Source organism: Krasilnikovia sp. M28-CT-15 (assembly GCF_047159595.1).
GTDB lineage: Bacteria > Actinomycetota > Actinomycetes > Mycobacteriales > Micromonosporaceae > Actinoplanes.
In genome coordinates, this window is record NZ_BAAGAK010000001.1 from 5905464 (window position 1) to 5927685 (window position 22222).

At 74.1% G+C, this 22222-nt stretch carries 18 protein-coding genes and 1 pseudogene; 5 read left to right on the forward strand and 14 right to left on the reverse strand.

The window, feature by feature from the left end; genetic code table 11:
• Positions 1–56: 56 nt before the first annotated feature.
• From ACMCNO_RS27070 to ACMCNO_RS27080, 3 genes are all read right to left on the reverse strand, one after another.
• On the reverse strand, positions 57–1400 hold the full coding sequence (locus ACMCNO_RS27070) for an L-serine ammonia-lyase (RefSeq protein ID WP_412752268.1): 1344 nt from the start codon (positions 1398–1400) through the stop codon (positions 57–59).
• 183 nt (positions 1401–1583) lie between these two features.
• Complete coding sequence (locus tag ACMCNO_RS27075) at positions 1584–2477, reverse strand: diacylglycerol/lipid kinase family protein (protein WP_412752269.1); 894 nt, start codon at positions 2475–2477, stop codon at positions 1584–1586.
• On the reverse strand, positions 2474–4042 hold the full coding sequence (locus tag ACMCNO_RS27080; protein WP_412752270.1) for an FAD-binding oxidoreductase: 1569 nt from the start codon (positions 4040–4042) through the stop codon (positions 2474–2476). The genes ACMCNO_RS27075 and ACMCNO_RS27080 overlap by 4 nt, the downstream gene beginning before the upstream one ends.
• 17 nt (positions 4043–4059) lie before the next feature.
• On the opposite strand from ACMCNO_RS27080, the gene ACMCNO_RS27085 reads away from it, so the two are divergent.
• The gene (locus ACMCNO_RS27085; RefSeq protein ID WP_412752271.1) at positions 4060–4707 is read left to right on the forward strand and encodes a TetR/AcrR family transcriptional regulator; all 648 of its coding nucleotides are present in this window, start codon (positions 4060–4062) and stop codon (positions 4705–4707) included.
• Positions 4708–4748: 41 nt separating this feature from the next.
• Positions 4749–6299 (forward strand): glycerol-3-phosphate dehydrogenase/oxidase, encoded by a 1551-nt coding sequence (locus ACMCNO_RS27090; RefSeq protein ID WP_412753818.1) that lies wholly within the window; start codon positions 4749–4751, stop codon positions 6297–6299.
• Positions 6300–6405: 106 nt separating this feature from the next.
• On the opposite strand, the gene ACMCNO_RS27095 is transcribed toward ACMCNO_RS27090, so the two are convergent.
• The 11 genes and pseudogenes from ACMCNO_RS27095 to ACMCNO_RS27145 form a co-directional block, all read right to left on the reverse strand.
• Positions 6406–7584 (reverse strand): glycosyltransferase family 4 protein, encoded by a 1179-nt coding sequence (locus ACMCNO_RS27095; protein WP_412753819.1) that lies wholly within the window; start codon positions 7582–7584, stop codon positions 6406–6408.
• 295 nt (positions 7585–7879) lie between these two features.
• Positions 7880–9268, reverse strand: a complete 1389-nt coding sequence (locus ACMCNO_RS27100) for a tannase/feruloyl esterase family alpha/beta hydrolase (RefSeq protein WP_412752272.1) — start codon at positions 9266–9268, stop codon at positions 7880–7882.
• A gap of 268 nt (positions 9269–9536) precedes the next feature.
• Complete coding sequence (locus ACMCNO_RS27105) at positions 9537–11465, reverse strand: helix-turn-helix domain-containing protein (RefSeq protein WP_412752273.1); 1929 nt, start codon at positions 11463–11465, stop codon at positions 9537–9539.
• The gene (locus tag ACMCNO_RS27110) at positions 11450–12238 is read right to left on the reverse strand and encodes a 3-hydroxybutyrate dehydrogenase (protein ID WP_412752274.1); all 789 of its coding nucleotides are present in this window, start codon (positions 12236–12238) and stop codon (positions 11450–11452) included. The genes ACMCNO_RS27105 and ACMCNO_RS27110 overlap by 16 nt, the downstream gene beginning before the upstream one ends.
• A gap of 139 nt (positions 12239–12377) precedes the next feature.
• Positions 12378–13337: pseudogene (locus ACMCNO_RS27115) on the reverse strand (branched-chain amino acid ABC transporter permease); the annotation flags it as partial.
• Between the two features lie 5 nt (positions 13338–13342).
• Positions 13343–14206, reverse strand: a complete 864-nt coding sequence (locus tag ACMCNO_RS27120; protein WP_412752275.1) for a branched-chain amino acid ABC transporter permease — start codon at positions 14204–14206, stop codon at positions 13343–13345.
• A gap of 16 nt (positions 14207–14222) precedes the next feature.
• Positions 14223–15476, reverse strand: a complete 1254-nt coding sequence (locus ACMCNO_RS27125) for an ABC transporter substrate-binding protein (protein WP_412752276.1) — start codon at positions 15474–15476, stop codon at positions 14223–14225.
• A gap of 25 nt (positions 15477–15501) precedes the next feature.
• Complete coding sequence (locus ACMCNO_RS27130; RefSeq protein WP_412752277.1) at positions 15502–16197, reverse strand: ABC transporter ATP-binding protein; 696 nt, start codon at positions 16195–16197, stop codon at positions 15502–15504.
• Positions 16184–16960, reverse strand: coding sequence for an ABC transporter ATP-binding protein (locus tag ACMCNO_RS27135; protein ID WP_412752278.1), 777 nt, complete (start codon positions 16958–16960; stop codon positions 16184–16186). Before ACMCNO_RS27135 ends, ACMCNO_RS27130 begins: the two co-directional genes overlap by 14 nt.
• Positions 16961–17095: 135 nt before the next feature.
• Complete coding sequence (gene lepB, locus ACMCNO_RS27140) at positions 17096–17848, reverse strand: signal peptidase I (protein ID WP_412752279.1); 753 nt, start codon at positions 17846–17848, stop codon at positions 17096–17098.
• The gene (locus ACMCNO_RS27145; RefSeq protein ID WP_412752280.1) at positions 17845–18177 is read right to left on the reverse strand and encodes a PadR family transcriptional regulator; all 333 of its coding nucleotides are present in this window, start codon (positions 18175–18177) and stop codon (positions 17845–17847) included. The genes lepB and ACMCNO_RS27145 overlap by 4 nt, the downstream gene beginning before the upstream one ends.
• Before the next feature lie 168 nt (positions 18178–18345).
• Here ACMCNO_RS27145 and ACMCNO_RS27150 point away from each other — a divergent pair, with 168 nt between their 5' ends.
• The 3 genes from ACMCNO_RS27150 to ACMCNO_RS27160 all read left to right on the forward strand — a co-directional run bounded on the left by ACMCNO_RS27150 (position 18346) and on the right by ACMCNO_RS27160 (position 22220).
• A complete protein-coding gene (locus ACMCNO_RS27150) occupies positions 18346–20283 on the forward strand; it encodes a glycoside hydrolase family 15 protein (protein WP_412752281.1) in 1938 nt (645 codons plus the stop codon).
• Positions 20283–21365, forward strand: a complete 1083-nt coding sequence (locus ACMCNO_RS27155; protein ID WP_412752282.1) for an Acg family FMN-binding oxidoreductase — start codon at positions 20283–20285, stop codon at positions 21363–21365. The genes ACMCNO_RS27150 and ACMCNO_RS27155 overlap by 1 nt, the downstream gene beginning before the upstream one ends.
• A 63-nt stretch (positions 21366–21428) precedes the next feature.
• Entirely contained in the window at positions 21429–22220 is a 792-nt protein-coding gene (locus ACMCNO_RS27160; RefSeq protein WP_412752283.1) for a hypothetical protein, read from the forward strand.
• Positions 22221–22222 lie beyond the last annotated feature (2 nt).

Sequence of the window (22222 nt, forward strand, 5' to 3'; positions counted from 1 at the left end):
ACCGGCGGACTTAACGGACGATCCAGCGGCTGAAACGGCTCAGCGGTGGGCGGAGTTCAGCACTCGATGACATTGACCGCGAGACCACCCCGGGCGGTCTCCTTGTATTTGATCTTCATGTCGGCACCGGTCTCCCGCATGGTCTTGATGACCTTGTCCAGGGAGACGCTGTGCACGCCGTCGCCGCGCAGCGCCAGTCGCGCCGCGGTGATCGCCTTGATGCTGGCCACCGCGTTGCGCTCGATGCACGGGATCTGCACCAGCCCGCCGACCGGGTCGCAGGTGAGCCCCAGGTTGTGCTCCATGGCGATCTCGGCGGCGTTCTCCACCTGCTCAGGGGTGCCGCCGAGCACCTCGGCCAGCCCGGCCGCGGCCATCGAGCAGGCCGAGCCGACCTCACCCTGGCAGCCCACCTCGGCGCCGGAGATGCTCGCGTTCTCCTTGAACAGCATCCCGATGGCGCCCGCGGTGAGCAGGAACCGCACCACCCCGTCGTCGGTGGCGCCGGGCACGAAGCGGGCGTAGTAGTGCAGCACCGCGGGGACGATCCCGGCCGCCCCGTTGGTGGGCGCGGTGACGACCCGGCCGCCCGCCGCGTTCTCCTCGTTGACCGCCAGGGCGAACAGCGTCACCCAGTCCATCACCCGCAGCGGGTCGACGCTGTACGCCTCCTCGCGCAGCCGGCGGTGCAGCTCGGCGGCCCGGCGGCGCACCCGAAGGCTGCCCGGCAGGGTGCCCTCCTGGGTGCAGCCCTTGGTGACGCACTCCTGCATGACCTGCCAGATGTGCAGCAGGCCCGCATGGGTATCGGCGTCGGAGCGCCAGGCCCGCTCGTTGGCCAGCACCACGTCGCTGATCCGCTGCCCGGTGGCCTTGGTCAGCTCCAGCAGATCCGCGCCGGTCCGGAACGGGTGCGCCACGCTCACCTGCTCCGCGACCACGGTCCCGGCTTCCCCGTCCACGACGAAGCCGCCGCCCACGGAGTAGTACGTGCGCGCACGCACCGGCTCACCGGCCGCGTCGTACGCGGTGAAGATCATCCCGTTCGGGTGCAGCGGCAGGGCGCGGCGCCGGTGCAGCACCACCGTGATGTCGACGTCGTGCTTGCCGAGCAGCGGCACCCGCGCCTGCATCGCGGCGGCCCGTTCGTCGGCCGTGTCCGTGTCCACCGTCTCGGGCGCCTCGCCGGCCAGGCCCAGCAGCACCGCCTTGTCGCTGCCGTGGCCGTGCCCGGTCGCACCCAGCGAGCCGAACAGTTCCGCGCTGACCCGGGCGGTACGCGCCAGCTCGGCGTCGGAGGCCAGCCCTTCGGCGAAGATCCGGGCCGCGCGCATCGGCCCCACGGTGTGTGAACTCGACGGCCCGATACCCACCTTGAACAGCTCGAACACACTGATCATCGCGCACTCCTGTCACCGCGAGACGTCGTCGGCTCCGGCGCAGCAGAGACTACCCGTGGCATCGGCCGGCCAACCGCCGCCCGGAGGCTCCGGATCAGCTCCGGCACGGAGCCGGGTGGCTCCGGATCAGCCGCGGCCCGGCGCCCGGGACGACGATCGGCCGCCGGGCGCCGGGCCGCCCGATCAGGCGCCCGCAGGATCCGGGGCGCCGATCAGCCGCAGGGCGCCCGGGCGGACCCGGACGGTGACCGGGCAGTGGCCGAGGGGTTCACCGTCGGCGTACACGGGCAGGGCGCGGTCGGCCGCGATGGTGACCTCCCGGGCCCGGCTGGCGGCGATGCCGGACAGCCCGAGGTGGGTGCCGTGGCGCAGGGCGGCCAGCACGGGCAGCATCCGGCGGCGCGGCAGCGCCCCGACCGTGACCAGGTCCAGCAGGCCGTCGTCGAGGCTCGCCGCGGGCGCGACCCGCAGGCCGCCGCCGTACCAGGGTGCGTTGGCGACCACCACGGTGTGGCCGGTCAGCGGCACCGGCTCGCCGTCCACGGTGAGGGTGTAGCCGACCGGGCGCCAGCGGGCCATCACCGCCAGCGCCGCCAGCTGGTAGGCGATCGGCCGACGGGGCAGCCGCCGCCGGTTGGCCAGGTCGTTGGCGGCCGCGTCGATGCCGGTGTAGACGCCGCCGACCACCACCCGGCCCGCGGCCTCGGCCACATCGACCGCCCGCGCCGGCAGGGTACGCAGGGCCTCCGCGGCCCAGCCGGGGTCGGCGGGCAGCGGGACCGCCCGGGCCAGGTCGTTGCCCCGCCCGGCCGGGACGACCGCCAGCTCGGCCCCCGTTCCGACCAGCCCGGCGGCGACCGCCCCGACCAGTCCGTCGCCACCCACGGCCAGCACCGTGTGGCGCCGGGCAGCCGCCGTGGCGGCCAGCTCGGTGGCATGCCCGAGGGACCGGCTGAACGTCACGGTCACCGCGGCGCCGCCCTCGCGCAGGGCCCGGGCCAGGCGGATGATCCGGTCCGAGGAGCTGCCCGCGCCCGCGGCGGGGTTGACCACCGCGGTGAAGACCTCGCGGCTCACGGCAGCAGGATCCCGGGGTTGAGGATTCCGTACGGGTCCAGCGCCTCCTTGACTCCGCGCAGTGCCGCCGCCCCGACGGGGCCGATCTCCCGGCCGTACCAGGGGCGGTGGTCGCGGCCGACGCCGTGGTGGTGGGTGATGGTGGCGCCGCTGGCCGCGATGGCCTCCCCGGCCGCGGTCTTGGCCGCCCGCCACTGCGCCACCGGGTCGTCGGCCTGCGCCGCCACGACGGTGAAATACAGCGAGGCGCCGGTGTCGTACACGTGCGAGATGTGGCAGAGCACCAGCGGCGGTGTCCCGGCGTCGGCCAGCGTGGCGACCAGCGCCTCGCGGACCGCGGCGTACGTCTGCGGCAGCCGGTCCCAGAACGTCGCGGTCTCCAGCGTCTCCGCCAGCGCCCCCGCGTCGAGCAGCGCGTCGCGCAGGTACGGCGCCCGGTATCGGCCCGCGCGCCACTGCTCGCCCGCGGTCTCGCCGAGCGGCGTGCCGCCGAGCGCGGTCAGGCGCGCGTGCAGGGCCTCGGAGCGGGCCGCCACCTCCGCCTTGGTGCCCTCGACGCCGACCACGGCCAGGCAGCCGCCGTCGCCGCCCGGGCCCGAGCCGGTGGCCGCGTTGATCGCGGTCTCCGCCTCGTCGGAGAGCCGCAGCACCGTGGGCAGCGGTCCGTCCTGGGCGAGGGAGCGCACCGCGTCGCCGCCGGTCGCGAAGTCGGGGAAGACCCAGCCGGTGTAGTGCCGCTCGGCCGGGGTGGGCCGGACCCGCATCGTCAGTTCCGTGATGACCCCGAAGACGCCTTCGGAGCCGAGCAGGAGCTGGCGCAGGTCGGGACCGGCCGCGGATTCGGGCGCGCGCCCGAGGTCCACGGTGCCGACCGGGGTGGCCGCCTTGAGCCCGACGACCATCCGGTCGAAGCGCCCGTACCCGGCGGAGGCCTGGCCGCTGGAGCGGGTGGCGGCGAAGCCGCCGAGGCTGGCGTACTCAAAGGACTGCGGGAAGTGGCCGAGCGTGTAGCCCTGCGCGTTGAGCAGCCGCTCGGCCCGCGGGGCGCGCAGCCCGGCCTGGGCCGTCGCGGTGCGTGACACCGGGTCGACGCGGATCAGCCGGTCCAGCCCGGCGAGGTCCAGCGCCAGCAGCCCGGCGAAGCCGTCGCGGCGGGCGGCCAGCCCGCCCACCACTGAGGTGCCGCCGCCGAACGGGACCACCGCGACGTGCTGGCGGGCGCAGGCGGCCAGCAGCGCCGCCACCTCGTCGTGTGAGCCGGGCCGGGCCACCGCGTCCGGGGCGTCGTGGACCTGGCCCGCGCGCAGCCGCAGCAGGTCCTCGGTGGACTTGCCCGCGGCGTGGGCCAGCCGCGCCGCGTCGTCGGTGTGCACCCGCGGGCACGCCGTGACCAGGTCGGCGAGGGCCGCGGGCGGCAGCGACGACGGGTGCAGGTCGGCGGTCTCGGCGGCGGGGCGGGGCCCGCGCACCCCCAGGGCGGAGCCGAGCAGGTCCCGCACGCCGGGGGACAGGGTCACGGCGTCGGCGGGGTCGCCCCAGCGGGCCACGTGGCGCAGCTCATTCATGGGTTACACTGTGACACATGACGTCCAGTTGTAACACCCCCAGCCTGGGATCGGACGCCCCGGAGCGGGTCCGGACCGCCGACGACGCGTTGCTGGACGCCGCCCGCGACTGCGTCCTCGCGGTCGGCCTGCGCCGCACCACCCTCACCGACGTCGCCCGCCGCGCCGGGGTCTCCCGGATGACGATGTACCGCCGCTGGCCCGACATGGCCTCGCTGGTCGCCGACCTGATGACCCGCGAGTGGAGCGGGCTGGCGCTCCGCGCCCAGGCCGCGGCGCGCGGGGATCACACCCGGGCCCGCATCGTCGACAGCCTCGCCACCGGCGCCCGCCAGCTGCGCACCCACCCGGTGTTCCGCCGCATCGTCGAGCTGGATCCGGAGATCCTGCTGCCCTATCTGGTGGACCGCCGCGGCACCAGCCAGGACCTGATCCTCGCCGCGCTGACGACGACGCTCGCCGAGGGCCACAGCGACGGCTCGGTGCGCGCCGGGTCCCCCGCCGTGCTCGGCCGCGCGGTGCTCCTGGCCCTGCACGGCTTCGTCATCTCGGCGGGCACGATGACCGACGAGTCCCCGCCGGCAGACACGACCGGCACACCGGTCACCGACGCCGACCTCGACGCCGAACTGCGGCTGCTCCTCGACCGTTACCTCGCGCCATGACCGGCAGCGCGAACACCGGCAGCGCGAACACCGGCAGCGCCATGACCGGCACCGCGCTCACCGCGGCCCGCCGCCGTCGGGAGCTGGCCGAGCTCGCTGCGGGCACGACCGTCGACCTGCTCGTGGTCGGCCTCGGCGTCACCGGGGCCGGCGTCGCCCTGGACGCCGCGTCGCGCGGGCTCACGGTCGCCGCCCTGGACGCCCACGACCTCGCGTTCGGCACCTCACGGTGGAGTTCCAAGCTGGTCCACGGTGGCCTGCGCTACCTGGCCGGCGGTCACCTCGGCCTCGCATACGAGAGCGCGGTCGAGCGCGGCATCCTGCTGGGCACGGTCGCACCGCACCTGATCACCGCGCTGCCGTCCGTGCTGCCGCAGACCCCGCTGGTCTCCGGCGGCCGGGCCGCCCTGGCCCGCGCCGGGTTCGCGGCCGGGGACGCCCTGCGCGCCGCGGCGGGCACCCCGGCCGCCCGGCTGCCGCGTTCGCGCCGGATCAGCCCCGCCGAGGTGAGCCGCCTGGTGCCGGCGGTGCGCCGGGCCGGGCTGCGCGGCGGCGTGCTCGGCTGGGACGGTCAGCTCGTCGACGACGCCCGCCTGGTGGTGTCGCTGGCCCGCACCGCCGCCGGGCACGGCGCCCGCATCCTCACCCGCTGCCGCGTGACCGAGCTGCACGGCCGCGGCGCCACCGTGGAAGACACGCTGACCGGCCAGCACCACCGGATCCGCGCCCGGATGGTGGTCAACGCCACCGGGGTGTGGGCCGACCAGCTCGATCCGGCCGTACGGCTGCGCCCGTCCCGCGGCACCCACCTGGTGCTGCGCCCCGGCGCCCTCGGCGCCCAGGTCGCCGGGCTCACCATCGGGGTCCCGGGCGAGACGAACCGGTTCGTGTTCGCCCTGCCCCAGCCCGACGGCCACGTCTACCTGGGACTGACCGACGAGCCGGTGGACGGCCCCGTGCCCGACGTCCCGGAGCCGAGCCCGGCGGAACGCGGCTTCCTGCTCGACGTGCTGGCCACCGCGGTGGACCCGGCACCGACCGAAGAGGACGTGGTGGGCGCGTTCGCCGGGCTGCGCCCGCTGCTGGCCGGTGGCGCCGACCGCACCGCCGACCTGTCGCGCAGGCACGCGGTACTCACGTCGCCCGGCGGGGTCACCACGGTCGTGGGCGGCAAGCTCACCACGTACCGGCGGATGGCGCGCGACGCCGTGGACGCGGCGTTGCGGGCGGCCGGGCGCTCCCCCGGGCGCTGCCGTACGGCCCGGCTCCCGCTGGTCGGCGCGGCCCCGCCGGAGGTCCTGGCCCGGGTGCCCGCCCCGGCCCGGCTCGTGGCCCGGTACGGCACGGAGGCCCCAGCGGTGCTGGCGTGCGCGGCCGAGGACCCGGCGCTGGCCCGGCCGCTCGCCGACGGCATCGCGGTGACCGGCGCGGAACTGCTGTGGGCGGTACGCCGCGAGGGCGCCCTGGACGCGGACGACGTGCTCGACCGGCGTACCCGGATCGGGCTGGTCCCGGCCGACCGGGCGCGCGCCCTGCCGGCCGCCCGGGCCGCTTTCGCCCAGGCGTGGCGGACCACCGCCGACCCGGACTGACCGCCGCTGCGGCACCGGTGAGGCGGTCGGCCCGGCGGTCCGGAGATTTCTGGACCGCCGGGCCGTGACTCCCCAGGCCCCCGAGTGCCCGGCTACGGGCCTGCGGCTACGCCGCGCCCGCGGGTTTCGACGGGCCGGCCTTGGCGTCGAGCGGGTGGGCCGCCCGGACCGCCCGCCGGGTGCGGTGCTGCGCGCGCTCGAACCGGCGCTGCAGCAGCCCGAGCGAACTGGGCCGCACGTGCGACACCGTGGCGGCGTGGCGGGCGAGAACCTCGCGGTAGACCGCCTCGTAGCCCGCGCCGAGCCCGTCGATGTCGAACAGCTCGGCGACCCGCTGCCGGCAGGGGGCCGGATCGAGGTCGTCCAACCGGCGCAGCGCCGCGGGCAGCTCCTCCGGGTGGTCGCGCACGTAACCCGTGACCCCGTCGACGACCACCTCGCTCACGGCTCCGCCGCGCAACGCCACCACGGGCGTGCCGCAGGCCATCGCCTCGATCATCACCATGCCGAACGGCTCCTCCCACTGGATCGGGAAGAGCAGGCACCGGGCGTCGGCCAGCAACCGCCGTTTGGACACGGCGTCGGCCACGCCGAAGACCCGGTCCTCGGCGCTCAGGCGCGGCTCCACCTCCTCGGCGAAGTAGACCTTCTCCAGCGGCTCGGAGCACTTTCCGGCCAGGATGAGCGGCATGCCCGCGGCGTGCGCGGCCTCCAGCGCCAGGTGCGGCGCCTTCTGTGGATGGAACCGTCCGAGGAACAGGGCGTAGTCGCCCTTGTCCCGCCGGTACGGGAAGGAGTCGACTCGGATGGCGTTGTGTACCCGGCCCGCCCACCGCAGCTCCGGGCCGAGCGACCGCTGCCGGTCGCTGATGGCCACGAGCTCGATGTCGTCGTTGACCGCGGTGTACAGGTCGTGCAGGTCCGACTGCACCGGACCGTGCATGGTCACCACCGTGGGCAGGCCGAGCAGGGCGAACGACAGCGCGTTCAGCGGGCCGGCCAGGGTGTGGTCGTGGACGAGGTCCACGCCGCGCTCGGCGACCAGGCGCTGCACTGCCGGGCGGACCAGCCCGGCGTGGACCAGCTCGGGGAACGGCTCACCGAGCCGTTGCGGGATCGGCGCCGGCCACACCGAGACCATGTCGGCCGATGTGCCGGTGCGCCCCGCGCCGATCAGTGTCACCTGGTGCCCCCGCAGGACCAGGGCGTCGGTCAGGTCGGCGACCACCGACTCGACTCCCCCGTAGCCCTGCGGTGGCACTTCGAAGTACGGCGGGACCACCATCGCGATCCGCAGCGGGCGAGCGTCCGCGTCGCCCTTTCCGGCCTGTGTTGCCGGTGCCGACGGCGCCTCGCGGTCGGCGTGTTTGGGACCCTCCATCAGAACGTTCACGGCTCCTCCAGCCGCGGGCGGTGTCCGATCTGTGATTAGCACCTCCCGCATACGACTGCTAACACGCCGTCGATCATGCGGGAGGGTCTTCCGGGAAAGACGCCGCCTCGAACGTCACATTCCGGTAACATTGATTGTTTGCCATGAAACGGACTTTTGCCACACCTTGCACACGCCGGTGCCGCGCTCAGCCGTCGAGCGCGCAGACGTTCGCCAGGTCGCCCGATGGGGGCCGGGGAAGGGTCCGGCTGGCGGGCGGGACCACCCGCCGGTCCACCCACCGTGTCAGGGCCCCGAACGCGCTGCGGAAGCACGGCAGGATCGGCCGCAGTCGATCCGGATGCGCGTCGTACAGCCCGTCGACGTGGTTGCCGCCCTCGACCCGGTAGTAACGGAAGATCCGGTCGGCGTGCCGGGCGCGGACCAGGCCGGCGTAGACGTCGGAGTCCCGCGAGATCGGCAGCAGCGCGTCCAGCGTGCCGTGCAGCGTGATCAGGGGCCGCTGGATGCGGCCGGTCAGCGCGATCCGGGACACCGCGGCCCGCACCGCGGCGGGGCGCCGCGGGTACACGTAGTCCGCGTCGCAGGCGGGGGTGCCGGGCGCGCAGAACGGGGTGCCCGCCTCGGTCGCCCCGTCGTAGCGCGGGTCGAGTTCCTCGCGGTAGATGCGCTGGGTGAGATCCCAGTAGACCCGGTAGTGGTAGTCCCACAGGAACGCCGAATCCGGCGCAAAACCCGCGGCCAGCAGGTCGGCGTACGCGGCCGGGTCCCCGGTGGCCGCGTACCGCGGGTACGAGCGCAGCGTCGCGGGCAGGAACGTGAACAGGTTCGGCCCGCCCGAGCGCCACAACGTGCCCTCCCAGTCCACCCCGCCGTCGAACAGCTCCGGGTGATGTTCCAGCTGCCAGCGCACCAGATAGCCGCCGTTGGAGATGCCCGCCGCGTAGGTGCGGCGCGGTGCGGTGCCGTACCGCTGGCGCAGCACCGCGCGGGCAGCGCGGGTGAGCTGGGTGACGCGGTCGTTCCACTCCACGATCGCGTCGCCGGGCAGCCGCCCGTCGCGGTAGAAGGCGGTGCCGACGTTGCCCTTGTCCGTGGCGGCGAACGCGTACCCCTGCGCGAGGACCCAGTCGCTGATGGCGACGTCGTTGGCGTACTGCTCCCGTACCCCCGGCGAGCCGGAGACCACCAGGCCGCCGGTCCACCGGTCGGGCAGCCGGATCACGAACTGGGCGTCGTGCTGCCACCCATGCGTGGCGTTGCCGGCCGAGGTGTCCGGGAAGTACCCGTCGATCTGCAGGCCGGGCACCCCGGACGGGTTGCGGGCCCCGGCGGGGGTCAGGCCCGCCCAGTCGGCCGGGTCGGTGTGGCCGTCCGCCACGGTCCCGGCGGTGGTGAGATCGCCGAGGCACGCGGACACCTGGCGCTCGGCCCCCGGCACGACCGGGGCCGGTGCGGCGGCACACGCCGTGCCCGCGGCGGCCGGGCCGGGCGCGACGGCGACGGCGGGCGGCAGCAGGAGCAGGCTCAGGCCCGCACCCAGCAGGGCGCGGACGGTTCGCGAAAGGACGGGCACGACAAACCCCTTTCCGGTACGGCGGGAGCACCCGGCCACGCCAGACGGGGACGGATCCGGGTGGCCGGGTGCTGCGTGCAAGTCATGCTGCGGCGTGTCCGCGCTCCCGGCCATGGCGGCAGCGCACACTGCCGCGCCCTCGGCTATGGGCGGGCCCAGGCCAGGGGGTGCGCTCCCGCCATGGGCGTGCCTCCGGCCACGGGCGTGCGTCCCGCCACGGGCGGGCGTCCCGCCATGGGCGTGCGTCCCGCCGCGGGCGTGCGTCCGGCTACGGGTGTGTGTCGCGCAGGCGGTGCAGGCGCAGGGCGAGCTGGAGCTCCAGGGCTCGTTCCGGCTGCTGCCAGTCCGCGCCGAGCAGCTGGCCGATCCGGGCCAGCCGCTGGGCCACGGTGTTCACGTGCACGTGCAGGGCGTCGGCCGCCCGGGCCGCGCTGCCACCGGCGGCGAAGTACACCTCCAGCGTGCGCACCAGGGCGGTGCCGCGGCGCCGGTCGTACTCCAGCAGCGCCCCGAGGGCGCCCGTGACATAGCCGCCCACGTCCCGCTCCGTGCCCACGAGCAGGCCGACGAAGCCCAGTTCGGCGGCGCTGGCCCCGTCCCCGGCGCGGCCGAGGGCATGCAGCGCCGCGGCGCAGCGCTGGGCCTCCGCGTACGCGGCGGGCACCGGCTGTGGCCCGGCCACCGGGCCCGCGCCGCCCGCGGTGACCGGCGTACCCAGGTATGCGCCCAGCTCGCGGGCCATCCGCCGGGCCGCGTCGCCGGGGTGGTCCCCGCCGACGAGCAGGATCACGTTGCCGTCGCGCTGCGCCGCGAGCCCGCCCCGGGCGGCGGCCTGGGCGGCACCCCACTGCGCCGCGCGTTCCCGCAGCCGGGCCGGGCCGGACAGCACCACCAGCACGTGCGCGTCGTCGAGGTCGACGCCGAGGCGCCGGGCCCGCTGCCGGACCGTGACCGGGTCGTCGACCCGCCGGGTCAGCAGGTCCTCCAGCAGCTCGCCGCGGACCCGGCTCTCGGCCTGGGCGAGGCTGCGCCGGAACAGCAGCAGCAGGGCGGTCACCACCCCGGCGCGTTCCAGGATCCGGGTGTCGGTCTCGCTCAGCTCCCCCGGCGTACGCAACACCAGCGTGCACAGCGCCTCGCTGCCCGCGCCCGCGGCCAGCACCCAGTGCTCGCCGTGCCGGGTGGCCCGGCCCAGACCGCGCCCGGCCGCCGCGGCCGCGGCGGGTGGGCCGACATCGCCGACCTCACCCACCTCGGCGAGACAGTGCCCGTCCGCGTCCAGGATGGCGAGTCCGCCGCCGAGCACCTCGGCGACCACGGCCGCGAGATCGTCGAGGCCACCGCCGCGCAGGATCAGCTCGGCCATCCGGTCATGCGCCTCGGCGGCGCGCTCCAGCGACTCGCTGTGCCGGCGCACCACGGTGTTGACCGCGCCCAGCTCCTCCAGCGCGGCCCGGGTCTCGCCGAGCAGCCGGGTGTTGTCGAGGGCCACGGTGGCGTGCGCGGCCAGCGAGCCGAGCAGAGTCACCTCCTCGCGGGTGAACGGGCGCGCGCTGCGGTTCGCGGCGAACAGCACCCCGAGCACCCGCGTGCCGAGCAGCATCGGCACCCCGAGGATCGCGACGAGGCCCTCCTCCGCCACCGCGGCGTTGATGTCGTTCAGGTGCTGGAACCGGTCGTCCTCGGCGTAGTTCGCGGTCACGTACGGCGCCGCGCTCTGCGCGACCAGCCCGCCCAGCCCCGCCCCGAGCGGCAGCCGCACCTGCTGGAACCGCGCCGACACCGAGCCGTACGTGACCCGCATGTACGTGTCGCCGCGCTCCTCGTCGTTGAGCGTCATGTACGCCACATCCGTGTCCAGCAGCTCCCGGGCCCGGCGCACGATCGCGGCCAGCACCGCGTCGAGGTCGCGCAGGGTGGCCAGGTCGCCCACCGTGTCGACCAGCGCGCTCAGCTCGGCCTCGCGCCGGCGCCGCCGCTCCAGCAGCGCCCGGACCTGCAGGGCGAGCCCCTTGAGCCGGTCCAGCTCGGCGAGTTCGTCGCCTGCCCGGCCGTCGGCACGGGCCTGTAGCAGGGGCCGCTCGAACTCGACCGGCGCGGCCTCGCGCAGCAGCAGTTCGAGGTACGCGGCGGCAGGCCCCGGCTCGGCCACGGTGCACCTCCTCGGCACGGCGGTGCCGGTCAGTGTGCCGTCCATCCGCCGTCCATGACCAGAGAGGTGCCGGTGACGAAGGAGGCATGCGGGGAGCACAGGTACGCCACGGCCTCGGCCACCTCGGCGGGTTCGACGAGTCGTTTGATCGCCGCGGGGGCCAGCATCACCCGCTCGACGACCTCGTCCTCGGGCAGTCCGTGCCGGGCGGCCTGCGCCGCGACCTGCGCCCGCACCAGCGGGGTACGCACGTACGCGGGGTTGACGCAGTTGGAGGTGACCCCGTGTGCCGCGCCCTCCAGCGCGATCACCTTCGACAACCCCTCCAGCCCGTGCTTGGCCGCCACATACGCCGACTTGTACGGCGAGGCGCGCAGCCCGTGCACCGACGACACGTTGACGACCCGGCCCCAGCCGCGCGCGTACATGTGCGGCAGGCAGCGCCGCACCAGCCGGAACGGGGCTTCCACCATCAGCCGCAGGATCAGCGAGAACATCTCCGGGTCGAACTCGTGCAGCGGGGCGACGTGCTGAAGCCCGGCGTTGTTGACGACGATGTCGGCGGCGGGGTCGAGCGCGTCGACCGCAGCGAGGTCGGTCAGGTCGAGCGTGTGTGCCGTCCCGCCGATGTCGGCGGCGACCCGGCGGGCGGCGGGGCCGTCGCGGTCGAGCACCACGACGCGGGCCCCGGCGCGGGCCAGCCGTTCGGCGCAGGCGCGGCCGATCCCGCCGGCGCCGCCGGTGACCACCGCGGTGCGCCCGGCGAGCGCGCCGTCGGCCAGGGCCATGGCGTCGGGACGGGGAACAAGGGTCTCCATGGAGTTCCTCCTGAGCGGGGGGTCAGTGCGGCAAGGACGAGGGCGCGGCCATCGGCGACGCGGCCGGTCCGTGTGCGCCTCCGTCCTCATCGGACGCCGCCTCCGGTTCGGCGGTGGCCGCGGGTGCATCCGGTGGCGGGCGGCGGGCGGCCAGGCGCGCGGCGAGGTTGCGGGCGGCGCCCCAGAGCCCCTGCCGGAAAAGCAGCACGACCAGGACGAACACGGTGCCGGTGACAATGCCGATCCCGTCGAATCCGGCGGTGGACAGGTAGTCCTCCAGCTGCACCACGAGCGCGGCCCCGAGAACACTGCCCCACAGCGTGCCGATCCCGCCGAGGACGACCATCATCACGGCCTTGCCGGAGGTCGTCCAGTAGACCTCCTGCAGCGACACGAAGCCGTGGCTGATCGCGAACAGGCCGCCCGCCAGCCCGGACAGCGCCGCCGACAGCACGAACGCCAGCAGCTTGTACCGCTCGACGGGGTAGCCGAGGGCCCGCGCCCGGGCCGGGTTGTCGCGGATCGCCACGAGCACGTGCCCGAACGGCGAGTGCACCACGCGCCACAGGCAGAACAGTCCACACACGACGATCGGCAGACCGGCGTAGTAGAAGACGAACGGGTCGCTCAGGTCCAGACCGAACAGCTCGCGCGGGATGCCCTGCAACCCGTTCTCGCCGCCGGTCAGGGAACGCCACTGGTTCGCCACGAAGTAGACCATCTGGGCGAAGGCGAGCGTCACCATCGCGAAGTAGATGCCCCGGCTGCGCACGCTCAGCGCGCCGATCGGGACCGCCAGCGCCGCGGCGACCGCGGCCCCACCGACCACGGCCACCGGGAACGGCAGCCCGGAGTGCACGGCGATCAGACCGGAGGCGTACGCCGCGCTGCCCCAGAACGCGGCGTGGCCGAACGACAGCAGCCCGGTGTAGCCGAGCAGCAGGTCCACGGCGGCGGCGAACAGCGCCCAGGTGGCGATGTCCATGGCCACGGGCGGGTAGACCAGCCAGGGCAGCGCCAGGGCGGTCAGCAGTCCGGCCGCCAGCAGCAGGTGGCGGCGGGCCCCCGAGGAGTGCAGCAGGCGCCGGGACAGCAGCATGCGGATCACGCGCGGGCCTCCTCGCGGCCGAACAGACCGGCCGGGCGCCATAGCAGCACCGCGGCCATCACGATGAAGATCAGGGTCTGGGACAGCGCCGGGACGTACAGGTTGCCCAGCGCCTGGAGCAGGCCGATGGCGAAGCCCGCCAGCACGGACCCGAACACCGAGCCGAGCCCGCCGATCACCACGACCGCGAAGACCGCGATGACCAGGTCCGCGCCCATCAGCGGATGGACGGCCCGCATCGGCGCGGCCAGCACCCCGGCCAGCCCGGCCAGCGCCACCCCGAACCCGAAGACCGGGGTGACCCACCGCCCGACGTCGATCCCGAACGCCCGGGTCAGCTCCGGACGTTCGGTGGCGGCCCGCACCACCAGGCCCACCCGGGTACGGGTCAGCACGAGCCACACGCCGGTACACAACACCACCGAGGTGGCGAGCACGAACACCTGGTACGCCGGGTAATCGAACAGGCCCAGGTGCACCGGGCCGGTCAGTTCCGCGGGGCGCGGGTACGGCTGGGACTGCACCCCGTACCCGCGTTTGACGAGGTCCTGCAGCACGAGAGTGAGCCCGAAGGTGAGCAGGAAGTTGTACAGCGGGTCGAGCGGGGCGAGTCGGCGGATCAGGGTGCGTTCCAGCACCGCGCCCAGCACGAACAGCACCGCGGGCACCAGCAGCAGGGCCGCCCAGAACGGCACCCCGAACTGTGCGAGGGCGACGTACGCCCCGAACGCGCCGAGCATGTAGCAGGCGCCGTGGGCGAAGTTGACCACGCCCAGCATCCCGAAGATGACGGCCAGGCCGAGCGCCAGCAGCGCGTAGAAGCTGCCGCCGACCAGTCCGTTGAAGCACTGTTGCAGCACGTCCGCCTCCGAGGTGTCAGGACATCGCGCAGCCACCGGCGGCCGGGGCGCGGAACGCCTGGTCGGCCGGGATGGTGCGCAGGATCTTCTCGTAGTCCCAGTCCGTGGTGACCTGGCTCCTGGGCTTGACCTCCGCGAGGTACACGTCGTGGATCACCCGGTGGTCCTGCGCCCGGATGCTCGCGTGGCGGGCGAACACGTCGTCGTACTGATAGCCCTCCAGCTTGGCCACGACGTCGTCGGACGCGTCCGTCCCGGCCCGCTGCACCGCCTCCAGGTATTGCAGGGCGGCCGAGTAGTTCGCGGCTTGGGCGAACGACGGCCGGGTCCCGGTCTTGGCCGTGAAGCGGTCGGCCCACTGCCGGTTGCGCTGGTCGAAGTTCCAGTACCAGGCGTCGGTGAACGTGGTGCCCGCGAACGCGTCCGGCCCGAGCGAGTGGATGTCGGTGATGAACATCAGCCCGACGGACAGCTTGATGCCCTCCTCGCGCAGCTTGAACTCGTTGTACTGCTTCACCAGGTTGACCAGGTCGCCCCCGGCCTGCATGGTGCCGAGCACGTCCGGCTTGGGTTTGAGGGTGGGCGCCTTCAACAGGTACGTGGAGAAGTTGTCGTTCGGGAACGGGGTGGGATCCGCGGCGACCACGGTGCCCCCGGCCGCCCCGATCGCGGTGCGGAACGACTTCTGCATGTCCTGCCCGAACGCGTAGTCCGGATACACCAGGTACCAGTTCTTGCCGCCCTGCTTGGTCACCGCGGTCCCGGTGCCGTTGGCCAGCATGTACGTGTCGTACGCGTAGTGGAACGTGTATCTGTTGCACTGCTTGCCGGTCAGTTCCGTGGTGGCCGCGCCGATGTTGAAGTACAGCTTGCGTTTCGCCTTCGCGACGTTCGCCACGGCGAGGGCGGCCGACGAGGTGGGGACGTCGAGGATCACGTCGGCCTGCTGCCGGTCGTACAGTTCCTGGGCTTTGGAGTTGGCGATGTCGGGCTTGTTCTGGTGGTCGGCGGAGATCACCTCGATGTTCTTCGTGACCGCCTGATCGCCGTATCTGGCCTGGAAGTCGGCGACGGCCATCCGGACCGCCTCGACGCTGTTCCTGCCGGACAGGTCGGCGTACACACCGGACTGGTCGTTGAGCACGGCCAGCACGATCTTTCCGCCGCTGATCTTCTCGTCGCCGCCGCCGGGGCCGCCGCGGCCGCATCCGGCGACCAGCAGGACACCGGCCGCCGACGCGGCGCACAGCGCCCGCGTTGCCTTGCGCATGGGGATCTCCTCGGGGGTGGGTTTCTCAGATGCCGAGGTACGCGAGCAGCTCGTGTTCGCGCTCGCGTACCTGGTCGTTGTCGAGCGCCTCGACCACCCGGCCCTGCGCCAGCAGGTGGTGGCGGTCGGCGACGCTCGTCGCGAAGTGCAGGTTCTGTTCGATGAGCAGCACCGTGACCCCGGCGGCCTTGATCTGCCGCAGGATGTCGCCGATCTGTTGCACCAGCAGGGGGGACAGCCCTTCGGTGGGTTCGTCGCAGAGCAGCAGCCGGGCGCCGCTGCGCAGCACCCGGGCCAGCGCCAGCATCTGCTGCTCCCCGCCGGACAGGTGGGTACCGGCGGCGCGGCGGCGCTGTTTCAGCACCGGGAAGGTGGCGTAGATCCGGTCCATGGGCCACGGGTCCGGCCCGACGACCGGCGGCAGCAGCAGGTTCTCCTCGACGCTGAGGGTGGCGTAGATGCCGCGGTCGTCGGGCACGTACCCGAGCCCGGCCCGGGCACGCCGGTGCGCGGGTCGGGTGTGGAAGCGGGTGTCGCCGAGGAACGTGACGCTTCCGGCGGTCGGGGTGTGCAGGCCCATGAGGCAGCGCAGCAACGTGGTCTTCCCGGCGCCGTTGCGGCCGACCAGGGTGACGATCTCCCCCGCGGCCACGCTCAGGCTGACGTCGCGCAACACCTGCGCCTCGCCGTACCCGGCGCGCAGCGAGTCAACGGTCAACATGGGACTCCCCCAGGTACGCGGTGATCACCCGGGGGTCGGCGCGTACCTCGGCGTAGCCGCCCTCGACGAGGACGTCGCCGTGCTGCAGCACCGTGACCCGGTCGGCCAGGCTCCGGACCACTGTCATGTTGTGCTCGACCAGCACCACGGTCCGGCCCGCGCGGACCCGGGAGATCAGCGCGACGGTACGGTCCACATCCTCGGCGCCCATGCCCGCGGTGGGCTCGTCGAGCAGCAGCACCCGCGGGTCCAGGGCCAGCGCGACGGCCAGTTCGAGGGCGCGTTTACGGCCGTACGCGAGCTCGCCGGCCGGGGTCTCCGCGGCGTCGGCGAGGCCCACCTCGTCCAGCAGGTGCAAGGCCCGGTCGCGGAAGCGGCCGAGGCGCCGTTCCGAGCGCCAGAACCGCCAGCCCTGCCCGGTGGTCGCCTGCACCGCCAGCTCGACGTGCTCGCGGGCGGAGACCTTGGGGAACAGCGTGGTGATCTGGAACGAGCGGGCCACCCCGAGCCGGGCGACCCGCTCCGGGGCCAGCCCGGTGACGTCGCGCCCGTCGAGGGTGATCCGCCCCGCCGACGGGCGCAGGAAGCCGGTCAGCAGGTTGAACAGGGTGGTCTTGCCGGCACCGTTCGGGCCCACGAGCGCGTGCACGCTGCCGTGCGCCACGTCGAGGTCCACCCGGCCCACGGCCGGGAAGCCGCGGAACCGCTTGCCGAGGCCACGCGCCTGCAGGATCGGCCGCTCCACGTTGGTCCCCTCCCACATGTCGCGGGCGCCCCTCCAGCGGGGGCGCCTGTGTCGCGAAACGCTATGGGAAAGTGACCGGCGTCACTATGTGCGCCGGACACACGGGATCACGGGGTTTCGTGGGGTGGCGCCCCACGAGGGGGCGCCACCCGCTCAGGACCGGGAAACCTCCATGGACTGGGGCGCCGAGAGGACTGGCCACCACCGCGGCAGATGACCCAGCATCCTGCCCGCCACCTGATCCGTACGGACCGGTGGGACCTCGACCGCCACCCCCCGATTGTCACCGAGCAGGTAGACCCTGCCCGCGGTGACGGTCGTCGTCGGACAATCCGTCTGCGCACCGGCATTCAGGTACGGCTCGTCCAGCGCCGTACCGTTGCGCAGGACCCGCCCGCCGCGGCAGGTGATCGTGTCTCCGGGCAGCCCGATCACGCGTTGCGCCAGGATCACCGAGCCGTCCTGGAACGCGACCACGTCGCCGTACCGCAGGCCGGTCGCCCGGAACGAGACGCGGTCCATCAGCCAGCGGTCGCCCACCTGCAGGCTCGGCTCCATCGCCCCCGACGGCACGTACATCGGGGTGAGGACCCAGTGGTGCACCGCGGCGGCCAGCGGCAGCAGCACGAGCGCCGCGACGATGATCCGGCGGCGCACACGGACCCGGGTGGGCAGGTCGGCGCGCCGGGCGCGCCGCTCCCGCAGTGCGGTCCGGATGCCGCCGAACGACCAGCGCAGCGCCTCCCAGGGGCCCCGCGTCTGGGCGAACTCCGCCAGGACGGCCTCGCCCCACGGGCCACCCTCGCTGCCGCGGCCGCGCACGGCCAGGGCCAGCGCCTGGTAGGCGACGCGGCGGAGCAGGCCGTCGGTCTGCACCGGGCGGTCCAGCCCGGTCACGGCGCTCACCGGAACACCCCGAACGCGAGGCGCGGCCCGCCGCGCCGGGCGAGCGCGGCAGGGGCGGCGGATCGGTCGAGGCGTTCGCGGGCGAGCGCTGCCCCGTCCGCCGTGAGCCGGTAGGTGTGCCGGGGCGGGCGGCCGGGCTCCTCGGACGGCTCCCACCCGGTGTCGAGCAGGCCCTGTTTGGCGAGCCGCATGAGGATCGGGTACAGGGTGCCGGAGGCGAGGCCGGTCTCCTTGCTGAGGTCGTAGCCGTAGCGCCAGCGCTCCGGGGCGGCCATCAGCGCCTGGAACACGAGCAGGGTCTGGGGTGAGGTATGCGGTATCCGGGGCACGGCGAAACTCTACATAACTAGACTACGCTTGACCAGGGATTTCCCCCGGGAAAGTGGCAACGCATGACCCGGCATCGACGAGAATTCACACCACGTTCGCGCCCCGGCACCACCGTTCGAGTGTCAAACGATGGCGCGCGCCGCACTGCTGGGGCGACCATCGGCGGTATGGAGAACGCGCGATCAGACTCCGCGGTCCCGACGCTGCCGCCGCAGCCGTGGGGCCGCAGCGCATTCCCGCCCATCGCCGACTACGCGTTCCTCTCCGACTGCGAGGTGAACTGCCTGGTCGCGCCGAACGGCGCGGTCGAGTGGATGTGCCTGCCCCGGCCGGACTCGCCGAGCGTGTTCAGCACCATGCTCGACCGCAGCGCGGGCGCATTCCGGCTCGGCCCGTACGACGAGATGGTGCCCGCCGCGCGGCGCTACCTGCCGGGCAGCCTGATGCTCGAGACGACGTGGCAGACCCGTACCGGGTGGCTGATCGTGCGCGACGCGTTGTGCATGGGGCCGTGGCACAACATCGACGAGCGCTCCCGCACCCACCGCCGCTCCCCCACCGACTTCGACGCCGAGCACTGCCTGCTGCGTACGGTGCGCTGCGTCAGCGGGTCGGTGGACCTGTCGATGACCTGCGAGCCGGTGTTCGACTACGGCCGCCGCGAGCCCACCTGGCGCTACGAGGGTCCCGGCTACGGCCAGGTCGTCGCGGACTGCCCGGACGCCGAGATGACCCTGCGCCTCACCACGGACCTGCGTCCCGGCATCGAGGGCCGCGGCCTCAACGCACGGACCCGGATGGTCGAGGGCGACTCCCACTTCGTGGCGCTGAGCTGGTCGGCCCTGCCACCGCCGCTCACCCTGGACGATGCGATGTGCCGGATGGGCCGCACCTCCGAGTACTGGCGGCAGTGGATCACCCTGGGCGACTTCCCCGACCACCCGTGGCGCAGCTATCTGCAGCGCAGCGCGCTGACCCTCAAGGGCCTCACGTACGCCCCGAGCGGCGCGCTGCTGGCCGCGGCCACCATGGCGCTGCCCGAGACCCCGAGGGGCGAACGCAACTGGGACTACCGGTACGCGTGGGTCCGCGACTCCACGTTCGCGCTGTGGGGTCTGTACACATTGGGCTTCGACCGGGAGGCCAACGACTTCTTCTACTTCATCCACGACGCCTGCAAGGACGGGCACGACCTCCAGGTGATGTACCGGGTCGGCGGCGAACGGGAGATCGAGGAGGAGGCGCTGCCGCACCTGTCCGGGTACGAGGGCGCCTTCCCGGTGCGGCTGGGCAACGCCGCGTACAAGCAGAAGCAGCACGACGTGTGGGGTGCCGTGCTGGACTCGGTGTATCTGCACGCCCGCTCCCGCGAGCAGCTGCCCGAGTCGCTGTGGCCCGTACTCAAACGCCAGGTCGAGCAGGCCGCCGCGCACTGGGAGGAACCGGACCGCGGCATCTGGGAGGTCCGCGGCGAGCCGCAGCACTTCGTCTCCAGCAAGGCGATGTGCTGGGTGGCCCTAGACCGCGGCGCCCGCCTGGCCCGCATGTACGACGAGCCCGAGTACGCCGAGAAGTGGCAGACCCTGGCCGACCAGATCCACGAAGAGGTGTGCGCCAAAGGCGTCGACGCCCGCGGCGTCTTCGTGCAGAGGTACGGCACGACCGCCCTGGACGCCTCCGTGCTGCTGCTGCCGCTGCTGCGGTTCCTGCCCGCCGACGACCCCCGGATCCGGGCCACGGTGCAGGCGGTCGCGGACGAACTGACCGTGGACGGGCTGGTGCTGCGCTACCGGGTGGAGGAGACCGACGACGGGCTCGCGGGCGAGGAGGGCGCGTTCACGATCTGCTCGTTCTGGCTGGTCGCCGCGCTGGTGGAGATCGGCGAGGTGGAACAGGCCCGCAAGCTGTGCGAGCGGCTGCTGGCCTACGCCAGCCCCCTGGAGCTGTACGCCGAGGAGATCGACACGAACAGCGGTCGGCACCTGGGCAACTTCCCGCAGGCCTTCACCCACCTGGCCCTGATCAACGCGGTGATGCACGTGATCCGGGCCGAGCAGAGCGTGGCCCCGGGCCAGTTCAGCCCGGCGAACCCGGCCAGCGCCTGATGCCGCCCGCCCGGCACACCGACCTGGAACGGGCACTCGCCGAGGCGGCCCGGGTGGCGCAGCGCGCGCCGTCGGTGTTCAACACCCAGCCGTGGCGCTGGCGCGTCGGCCCGCGCAGCCTGGAGCTCCTGCGCGACCCGGGACGGCAGCTCACGCCCGCCGACCCCGACGGTCATCAGCTGCTGCTCAGTTGTGGCGCCGCGCTGCACCACGCCCGCCTCGCGCTGGCCGCCGCGGGGCGCCTCGTGGACGTGTCCCGGCTGCCCGACGAGGCCGACCCTGACCTGCTGGCGCGCCTCGACGTGCACGGCCACGCCGAACCGGACCCGTGGGTGCGCCGGCTCCGTGGAGCGATCCCGACGCGGCACACCGACCGGCGCCCGTTCGGCCCCACCCGGGCGGAGCCCGCCACCCTGGCCCGGCTGGAGGCGGCGGCCCGCGCCGAGGACACCGGTCTGTACCCCGTTCCGGACGGCCGGGTGCCCACCCTGGCGCGGGCGGCAGCGGTGGCAGCGGCGGCTGAGCTGGCCGACCCGGCGTACCGTGCCATGGCGGCGCGGTGGACCGGGCGCCCTCCCGGCAGCGACGACGGCGTCGCGCCCGGGTCGGCCGTCCGTCCCGGGCCGCACCGCGTGCCGGTCCGCGACTACACCCCGGCCGCTGACGCCGGGCGCACACCGCAGACGACGACGGCTACACCGGTCACGCCGGGCGCGGACGCGGCGTCCGGACTCCCACGGGTCGGCGATCCGGCGCAGGCCGGGATCCTCGCGGCCGGCAGCGGTGACGACCGCGGCACCACCTACGCGATCCTGCACGGTCCGGGCGACGGCCCGCGCGACTGGCTGCGCGCCGGGGAGGCGCTGTCGGCGGTGCTGCTGACCACCGTGGTGGAGGGCCTGGCGAACTCTCCGATGACCGATGTGCTGGAGGTGCCGGAGGCGGCCGGTCTCGTGCGCGGCTTGCTGCCCGGCGGCGACGTGCCGTATCTCGTGCTGCGGATCGGCGTCGCGGTGGAATCGGACGCTCCGCCACCCACTGCGCGCCGCCGCCCCGGCTCAGACCGCGGCTTCGGCGGCTGACCGTACCGTTCTCGTCGCCCCGGGGCCGATCCACCGGTGGCTTCGTATCCGTACGCTGTCGCCGTGTCCGCTAGTGTCGCCCGCCTGATCGCCGTTCCGTTCGCCCTGCTGGCCTTCGCCCTGCGCGTCGTGACCGAATTCTGGGTGTCCCCGCTGGCCCTGCCGCTGAGGCCCTGGCCGGTCAGCCTCGCAGCCACGGTGGCTGCGGCGCTGGCCGCCGTTCTGATCCCGCTCGGCGGGTTCTGGCTGTGCACGCGTCCGGCCTGGCGGCGACCGGCGGCGTGGGGCGTGGACGCCGGACGGCGCCGCTTCGTGGCCGACCTGACCCCGCGTTGGGCCGGTCCGCAGGCCGTGCTCGTCGGCTGGTTGGGCGGCGGCATGGTGCCCCACGAGCGCGTTCCCGGCACGGACCGGGTACGGATCGCCGACCTGGGAGTGGCCACCGACATCTGGATCGTGCTCGCCGTCGTCACGCTGGTCGCGGGCGTCGCGCTGGTTCTGGCCGGTCGACCGCGGCTGATTCTCGACCCGCACGGCGTCACCCTCCGGGCGCTGTGGACCCGGCGGCGGTTCGGCTGGGACGAACTGGTGCCCGGCGGCCCGCCGCCCCAGGCCAAGCCGAACCCCCGGGTGATCACCCTGTATCGGTGCCCGCCCGCCGGGTCGCCCGGCCCGTTGCTCCCCTGGCATCTCTCGGCGGACCGCCTGCACGTGGATCCGGCGTTTCTCGCCCTGAGCCTGCGCCGCTATCTCGACCACCCGGAGCACCGGTCAGCAATCGGCACCGCCGGGGAGCTCGTCGCGTTGCACGACAGCTCCACGTCCCCGATGCCGGCCGCGCCTCCCCGCGGCTGATC